6 protein-coding genes are annotated in these 6,505 nt (G+C 41.2%); 2 read left to right on the top strand and 4 right to left on the bottom strand.

What is annotated here, in order from left to right; translation table 11 throughout:
• Positions 1-175: 175 nt before the first annotated feature.
• From FTV14_RS04525 to FTV14_RS04510, 4 genes are all read right to left on the bottom strand, one after another.
• The gene (locus FTV14_RS04525; protein WP_180053429.1) at positions 176-2,815 is read right to left on the bottom strand and encodes a bifunctional aconitate hydratase 2/2-methylisocitrate dehydratase; all 2,640 of its coding nucleotides are present in this window, start codon (positions 2,813-2,815) and stop codon (positions 176-178) included.
• 297 nt (positions 2,816-3,112) lie between these two features.
• A complete protein-coding gene (locus FTV14_RS04520) occupies positions 3,113-3,382 on the bottom strand; it encodes a hypothetical protein (RefSeq protein ID WP_004783805.1) in 270 nt (89 codons plus the stop codon).
• 214 nt (positions 3,383-3,596) lie between these two features.
• The gene (locus tag FTV14_RS04515) at positions 3,597-3,956 is read right to left on the bottom strand and encodes a hypothetical protein (RefSeq protein ID WP_004783806.1); all 360 of its coding nucleotides are present in this window, start codon (positions 3,954-3,956) and stop codon (positions 3,597-3,599) included.
• Positions 3,957-4,068: 112 nt separating this feature from the next.
• Positions 4,069-4,515, bottom strand: coding sequence for an I78 family peptidase inhibitor (locus tag FTV14_RS04510; protein ID WP_180053428.1), 447 nt, complete (start codon positions 4,513-4,515; stop codon positions 4,069-4,071).
• 454 nt (positions 4,516-4,969) lie between these two features.
• On the opposite strand from FTV14_RS04510, the gene xseA reads away from it, so the two are divergent.
• Both xseA and xseB read left to right on the top strand, forming a co-directional pair.
• Positions 4,970-6,238, top strand: coding sequence for an exodeoxyribonuclease VII large subunit (gene xseA / locus FTV14_RS04505; RefSeq protein ID WP_180053427.1), 1,269 nt, complete (start codon positions 4,970-4,972; stop codon positions 6,236-6,238).
• The gene (xseB, locus tag FTV14_RS04500; protein WP_005235956.1) at positions 6,228-6,422 is read left to right on the top strand and encodes an exodeoxyribonuclease VII small subunit; all 195 of its coding nucleotides are present in this window, start codon (positions 6,228-6,230) and stop codon (positions 6,420-6,422) included. Before xseA ends, xseB begins: the two co-directional genes overlap by 11 nt.
• Positions 6,423-6,505: the final 83 nt, after the last annotated feature.

Below are 6,505 nucleotides of genomic sequence, written 5' to 3'. Positions count from 1 at the left end.
TAATGGAAAAATCTAAAAGGTATGTTTTACCGAAAAAAAGAAGTAGAAACTACCCACGAGTTGTGAAAGGGAAACCACAGAAATACCCAAAAAAATGCCAGTCAATCTCTTAACTGACTGGCATTACCACCTAAGTGGAGCTTTTATAAACTACTTTAGTTTAATTATCAATTAATTAAGCCAATTGAGCAGCAGCAATTTTCTTAGTATCGATGTCTTTAGCAGCATCTGTATACTCGCTCATCTTGTCGAAGTTCAAGTATTGGTAGATGTCAGCAGACATACTGTCGATTTGAGCAGCGTACTGTTGGTATTCTTCTGGAGAAGGTAATTTACCCAATACAGCAGCAACAGAAGCAAGCTCAGCAGATGCCAGGTAAACGTTCGCACCTTGACCTAGACGGTTCGGGAAGTTACGAGTAGAAGTCGATACACAAGTAGTGTTCGGAGCTACACGTGCTTGGTTACCCATACATAATGAACAGCCTGGCATTTCAGTACGAGCGCCAGCTTTACCATAAGTATTGTAGAAACCTTCTTCCATCAATTGGTGTTCGTCCATACGAGTTGGAGGAGCCAACCATAGACGAGTAGATAAAGAACCACCAGGTACTTTGTCTAGAAGTTTACCAGCTGCACGGAAGTGACCGATGTTAGTCATACAAGAACCGATGAATACTTCATCAATTTTAACGCCTTGAACGTCAGAAAGAAGTTTTGCATCATCTGGGTCGTTCGGGCAGCAAAGAACTGGTTCTGTGATTGTAGAAAGGTCGATTTCATACACTTTAGTGTATTCAGCATCAGCATCAGCTTTAAGAAGTGATGGGTTAGCCAACCATTTTTCCATGTTCTCTACACGGCGCGCCATAGTACGAGCATCGCCATAGCCTTGTGAAATCATCCACTTCAGCATAGTGATGTTAGAACGTAGGTATTCAGCAACTTTCTCTTCAGAAAGAGTGATCGCACAACCAGCAGCAGAACGTTCAGCAGAAGCATCAGAAAGTTCGAATGCTTGCTCAACAGTCAGGTCAGTTTCCATTTCTGTCAGGTCGATCTCAAGAATACGGCCAGAGAAAATGTTTTTCTTACCTTTCTTCTCTACAGTCAGATCACCTTCTTGGATCGCTACATAAGGAATCGCATGAACTAGGTCACGTAGAGTGATACCAGGCTGCATTTTACCTTTGAACTTCACAAGAACAGACTCTGGCATATCAAGTGGCATAACACCAGTTGCTGCAGCGAACGCTACAAGACCAGAACCCGCTGGGAATGAAATACCAATTGGGAAACGAGTATGTGAGTCACCACCAGTACCAACAGTATCTGGAAGAAGCATACGGTTTAACCAAGAGTGGATAATACCGTCACCTGGACGTAGAGAAACACCACCACGGTTCATGATGAAATCAGGAAGCGTGTGTTGCATTTGAACGTCAACTGGTTTTGGATACGCAGCTGTGTGACAGAAAGATTGCATTACCAAGTCAGCAGAGAAGCCTAGGCAAGCCAAGTCTTTCAATTCGTCACGAGTCATAGGACCAGTTGTATCTTGAGAACCAACTGTAGTCATACGTGGTTCACAGTAAGTACCTGGACGGATACCTTGACCTTCAGGAAGACCACAAGCGCGACCAACCATCTTCTGAGCAAGGGTGAAGCCTTTGCCAGTGTCAGCAGGTTGTACTGGAGTACGGAACAGAGTTGAAGGCTCAAGACCAAGCTCTTCACGTGCTTTAGTTGTCAAACCACGACCAATGATCAGGTTAATACGACCACCCGCACGAACTTCGTCTAAAAGTACTGGAGTTTTAAGGTCAGCTTCAGCGATTTGAGTGCCGTCTTTGAACGCAGTTACTTTAGCAGCAGCCTTGTCGATTTTAAGAGTGATTTCATCACCCATGTTCATGTTTGCTACATCGATTTCAACTGGTAACGCACCAGCGTCTTCCATAGTGTTGAAGAAAATCGGAGCAATTTTAGAACCTAAGCAATAACCGCCTTCTTTCTTGTTAGGAATGTGAGCGATTTCGTCACCGAAGAACCAAAGTACAGAGTTAGTTGCAGATTTACGAGAAGAACCTGTACCAACAACGTCACCTACGTAAGCAACTTTGTTGCCTTTCGCGATGAGGTCTTTAATTTGGTTTAATGGACCAACTTCACCAGGAACTTCTGGGTTGATGCCATCACGTTCGTTTTTCAGCATTGCATTTGCATGCAATGGAATGTCTGGACGGCTCCAAGCGTCTTGTGCTGGAGACAAGTCATCAGTGTTAGTTTCGCCAGTTACTTTGAAAACTGTCAGTTTGATTTCTTCTGGAACGTCTGCACGGTTTGTGAACCATTCAGCGTCAGCCCATGATTGAAGAACAGCTTTTGCATTTGCATTACCTGCACGTGCTTTATCAGCTACGTCATGGAACGCATCAAATACAAGAAGCGTTTTTTTCAAAGCTTCAGCAGCAAGACCACCAAGCTCTGCGTCTTCTAGAAGTTCAACTAAAGGAGCAACGTTATAACCACCAAGCATAGTGCCCAGTAAGTAAACCGCACGTTCTTTAGAAACTAGTGGAGAAGTCGCTTCGCCTTTTGCCAATGCAGCTAAGAACGCAGCTTTTACGTATGCAGCTTGGTCAACACCCGCTGGAACACGGTTTTCAAGCAAGTCAACTAAGTATGCTTCTTCACCAGCTGGGGGATTTTTTAATAATTCAACTAATGCAGCAGTTTGAGCATCATCAAGTGGCTTCGGTGGGACTCCGAGTGCGGCACGTTCTTCAACGTGTTGGCGGTAAGCTTCTAGCACGGTGTTATTCCTCTTTTTTAAAAAATTACCTGTGAATTCCTGCTTTATAAAAGCTTCACAAATAATATGGACTCTAAAATTTTACTAAAATTCCAGTTAAAAGTTAATGCAAGTACAGTGTTTCTTTGTGATGCTCATTATTTTATAACTAAATGATGCTTATAAAGATCATTCAATAATCAAATCATCATCGCCTTGCATAATTTAAGTACAGATATGGCAACTTTTAACCAAATTTGACGCATAAAAAAGGCAACATCGATGTTGCCTGATTTACTTAGAAAAAGATACTCCACCTTAGTGGACTGTCGTCGAGTTCAAGTATTGCTGAAAAGCGTCCCGACAACCCTCAAATTTTAATTCGCATTGATCTTCATAAGTCTGACTATGGTTGTTGCTGGCAAAGGAAATCTCGACCAGACAGCGTTTTTTGTCTTGCTCCAAGATCTGCTTAATCACGACCTTGTCTCCTACACTCAGGACATAGCGTCCGCCACCGATAATCGCCAATCCTTTTTCATCTTCTAACAGCAGATCTGAGTGATATAAATACTTCACGACGTCCATATTATTGTTCTCCTCAAGGCTTTGGAGTTAAATTCATTATTCAATATAAAGATAAGCATTTCTATATTTTAGATTTAGCAATTGTCACAAATTATATTTGATATTGCTTAGGCTATTTTTATTATTAGAAGAATTTTCTTATATCTATAAACCACTATTTATTTTGAATGATGATTTCTTAGTTTGTTTTATTTAAATATAAAAAAACCGTTCCTTAGAACGGTTTGTAATCTGGCATTTTATCATGCGGTGTGGCGATACATTTTTCGGTAAATTCAGCGCGGACTTTCTCACGGGCTGCATCTACATCGGTCTTAATTTCCTGTTCCGGAAGTGCATAGACTTCATCGATAATATTTAGGATAAAACCGCGAGTAATGTCATCATCGATCTTGTTGGCATGCTCAACAGCCTTTTCTTTCTCGATCGCATTCTGACGATCCAGCATAATGGTTCGTGCAGCATTCCCCACACTACGACAATAGCCATGCCACTGCTCTTCAGGGGTTAAAGGTTTTTTCTCTGCACAGCCGACCAGAGCAACCATCAGCGATAAAGCAAATAACTTTTTCATGAATTTCTCCTTCCGAGAGGCACTATAAGAGATCAGCGCAGATTTGTCATTTAAAATGAAATTTCTACCTATTCTTATTGATACTGCCTGCTCGAAAGTATCATTTCATATCTTAGCCACAGCTTGCCTGAACTACTTTCTTAGTGGCTGGATCTACAGTGACCGTCACGCGCTCTTCACGATAATCCATAGTGACAGGCTGGCCAGGTGCAACCATGCGTACCATTTGAGCTTTGGTTTTCTCTTTGATTTGCGCTTCAGTTAAATTCGATTGGCCCACCAGCGCAGCTGCCTGATCAGCAATACATTTAGACTGGTTTGCTCGGAAATATTCCCATTCTTCGACCACTTGCCCATTTTTTAAATGACAATAGCCCACTTGCCCATTAGTTTCATTACGGATTTCCAGCTTTCCACCCTGATTGATACAATAGGCACTCGCTGGATTGGCTGTTCCTAATGACGCAGAGTTTGAATCAGGCGACTGGGTTGTACTACAACCAGCAAGGAGGATGGATGCAAATAATCCGGACAAACCAGATAAAATTATTTTTTTCATGAGCGGTATTCTTCTAAAGGAATTCGCCTTTAATGTAGCATATTCCATTTATAGCGTCAGATCTGAAAAGGCTTGAGTGTTTGTAATTCTGTAAAAAGCGGCAGGATCATTTTTTAATATCATTAGCTTTAATCCCATTTAACTTCTCACTATTTCCTATGATTTATATCAATCAATAATTAGCTTTTAAAAGTAATCTCTTTCTTAAACTAACTAAAATTTAGATTCAGTTAAATATTGGAATGGCTTCAAGATGACAATGTCATTACATTATTATACAAAGTGTTTATTACCTTTCATCAACCAAGGATTACTCTAATATTTTGTTTTTAGACTATTAAGCTAATTCTTGCCTCAGTTTTTTATCCTAGTCTTCTTTATGCGCTGAGCTTAGTGTTTGTACTAGCAATCATATTGATTTAATATTTGATTGAATTTTAAACTTTATCTCGGCATGCAAGACGATCTCCAGCTCTCCTTAAAAGAATACCTTTCTACGGTCCAGGAAGTGGTCAAAATCACTTTCGATACGCCGGTGTGGGTCAAAGCCGAGATTCGTAATTTAAATATTAAAGCTGGCCATTATTATCTGGAACTGGCAGAAAAAGATCCTGACAATGATCAGGTCATTGCCAGTTGCCGGGCCACGATCTGGAAATTTGCTGCACAGAAAATTGTGACGCAATTTGAACGTGAAAGTGGTATTGAGCTAAGCCGGGATCTTAAGGTTTTAATCAAAGTCAAAGCTAGTTTTGATCCGCAATATGGGTTTTCCCTAAATATCGTAGAGATTGATTCTGGATATACCTTGGGTGATATAGCCCGACGTTATCAGCAGATTGTAGAAAGACTGACAATCGAAGGTCTGATTGATCGCAATAAAAATCTGCCTACACCTTTTGACCTCAACCGGATTCTGGTGATTGCTCCGGAAAAGGCTGCAGGTCTGGGCGATTTCAAGAAAGATGCTGATGCTTTACAAAAAGCTCAGGTATGCGAATTTATCTATCACAGTGCGACCTTTCAGGGAAATACGGCAGCGCAAAGCATCATGCAAAGCTTGGCACAAGCTTTAAAGCAGTGGGCACAAACTTATCATAACGCGCCTGACCTGATCGTAATCATTCGTGGCGGTGGTGCAGTCAATGATCTGGCTTATTTAAATGACTATGCATTGGCTGCCCTGCTCTGCAAACGTTCAGTTCCCGTCTGGGTTGGTATTGGTCATGAAAAAGACAGGACGATTCTGGATGAAATTGCTCATCGTTCTTTCGACACACCAAGTAAAGTGATTGCTGGAATTCGCAATCATGTCGTCGAGCTGACGCAAGAAGTTATAAATAACCTGCAAAGTATCCAGAGACTTTCTCAACAGCAAATTCAAGCTTATCAAAGCCAGAATGAGCAATATCTAAAGCTAATCCAAAATTTGGCCAATCACCAGATTATGAATGCCTTGCAACGTTTAGAGCAGCTCAAGTCCAACACCTCTAACCTTGCCCAGCAACAGACCCAACTGATTAACCAGCAGCTAGATGCCCTGATGCGGGAAACACTGCTGCAAAATCCCAAACATGTTTTGTCCAAAGGCTATGCCATTGTGCGCCAGCAAGAACATGTGGTTCGTTCAATCCATCAAATTGATGTCCAACCCGTTCAGGTTGAATTACACGATGGCCTATTTTCAGCACAACTTACGCAGGTAACTCCCCATGAGTCATGATACTTTGAGCTTTCAGGAAGGCTATGACATCTTGAAAAAGAATGCTGAATTACTTGAATCTCAGCAAGAACCAGATATTGATAATCTGATGAAAATCGTTGAAGAGTCTATGCAGGCGTATAAAGCCTGTAAATCTCGAGTGGAAGCTGTTCAGAATGCACTAAACGAGACCTTTAAGGATTAATTTTATTAAATACCTTAAATCAGTATAGCCTGATGATTTAAATGCTTAGGCTATTTTTAAATCTCTTGCCTATAAAAAAGCCC

The organism is Acinetobacter sp. YH12236, assembly GCF_013417645.1.
Classification (GTDB): domain Bacteria; phylum Pseudomonadota; class Gammaproteobacteria; order Pseudomonadales; family Moraxellaceae; genus Acinetobacter.
Note: the sequence above shows the minus strand (reverse complement) of the source record. Positions and strands in the feature narration are given on the sequence as shown.

Excerpts from the sequence above, each read along its gene's own strand:
- FTV14_RS04520 (WP_004783805.1), bottom strand. The coding sequence starts at position 3,382 with ATGGACGTCGTGAAGTATTTATATCACTCAGATCTGCTGTTAGAAGAT.
- FTV14_RS04515 (WP_004783806.1), bottom strand. The coding sequence starts at position 3,956 with ATGAAAAAGTTATTTGCTTTATCGCTGATGGTTGCTCTGGTCGGCTGT.
- FTV14_RS04510 (WP_180053428.1), bottom strand. The coding sequence starts at position 4,515 with ATGAAAAAAATAATTTTATCTGGTTTGTCCGGATTATTTGCATCCATC.
- xseA (WP_180053427.1), top strand. The coding sequence starts at position 4,970 with ATGCAAGACGATCTCCAGCTCTCCTTAAAAGAATACCTTTCTACGGTC.
- xseB (WP_005235956.1), top strand. The coding sequence starts at position 6,228 with ATGAGTCATGATACTTTGAGCTTTCAGGAAGGCTATGACATCTTGAAA.